Annotated in this window: 1 protein-coding gene; it reads right to left on the reverse strand. The window is 32.2% G+C overall.

The genetic code is table 11. The features are described 5' to 3' along the window. Positions 1–2 precede the first annotated feature (2 nt). Positions 3–1,247 (reverse strand): FAD-dependent oxidoreductase (locus D3Z33_RS16420; RefSeq protein ID WP_160198854.1); only part of this gene is annotated, 1,245 nt, incomplete at its 5' end.

The raw sequence follows: 1,247 nt of genomic DNA on the forward strand, positions 1-1,247 counted from the left end.
TTTTAATTAAAGTTATATTCTGTAACTATTTTTTCTCTATCTGTTACTTGATCTTGGAAATATTCATAACAGCAAATCCCTAAATATGATCCAGATATATTCACTACATTATCATATCCTAGATTTTGTAATGCCATCACAGCATTATAACTTCTTTGTGATGAACGACAGTGTAGGTATACTGCTCTATCCTTTGGTATTTCGTCTAATCTTTTTCTTAATTGGCTTAATGGAATATTTACTGCATTTTTAAGATGTCCTTCTGCATATTCATCTTCTTCTCTTACATCTATTATGAATTCATCATTTTCTACTAATTCTCTTACCTTTGTTACTGGTACTTGTTTAAATGCTCCATTTAATAGGTTTAATCCTACTAGTGCTGTATGGTTCACTACATCTTTAGCTGTTCCAAATAATGGTGCATAACATAATTCTAATTCTTTTAAATCTTCTAATGTTCCACCCATTAATATCATTGTTGCTATTACATCTACTCTTTTATCTACATTTCCTTTTCCTATTGCTTGAGCTCCTAGAATTTTTCCTGTTGGATATTCATATAATAGTTTAAAATGCATTGGGTTACTTTCTGGCATTAAACCAACTTTATCTCCTGGTATTGTATATACTATATCGTAGTTTATGCCTGCTGATTTCGCTTGTTTTTCGTTTAATCCTGTTGATGCTGCACCTATATCAAATATTTGTACTACTGATGAGCCTATTACTCCGTTGTTTCTATGTGCTTTTCCATACATATGATCTGCTGCTGCTCTTGCTTGTCTTTGTGCTGGGCCTGCTAATGCAAGTCTTGATGGTTTATGTGTTAACCTGTTATATACTTCTATTGCATCTCCTACTGCATATATATCTTTATCATTTGTTAGGTAATTATGATCTACTTTTATTGATCTTGTTTCACCTATTTCTAATCCTGCATCTACTGCTAATTTTGTTTCTGGTGATACTCCTATTGCCATTACTACTACCTTTGCATCTACTTTTTTTCCTGATTGTAATTCTACTGAATCAGAGTTGATTTTTTGTACTCCATCACTTAGTATTAGGTTTATTCCCTTATCCATCATTTCTTTATGGAGTATTTGTGCCATATCATAATCAAATGGAGCCATTATTTGGTCTTGTGCTTCTATTAAGCTTACATTTTTATTTGCTAAACGTAAGTTCTCTGCAACTTCTACTCCTATAAATCCTCCACCTACTACTGCTATATCTTCTATGCT

The organism is Senegalia massiliensis, assembly GCF_009911265.1.
Classification (GTDB): Bacteria; Bacillota; Clostridia; order Tissierellales; family SIT17; genus Anaeromonas; species Anaeromonas massiliensis_A.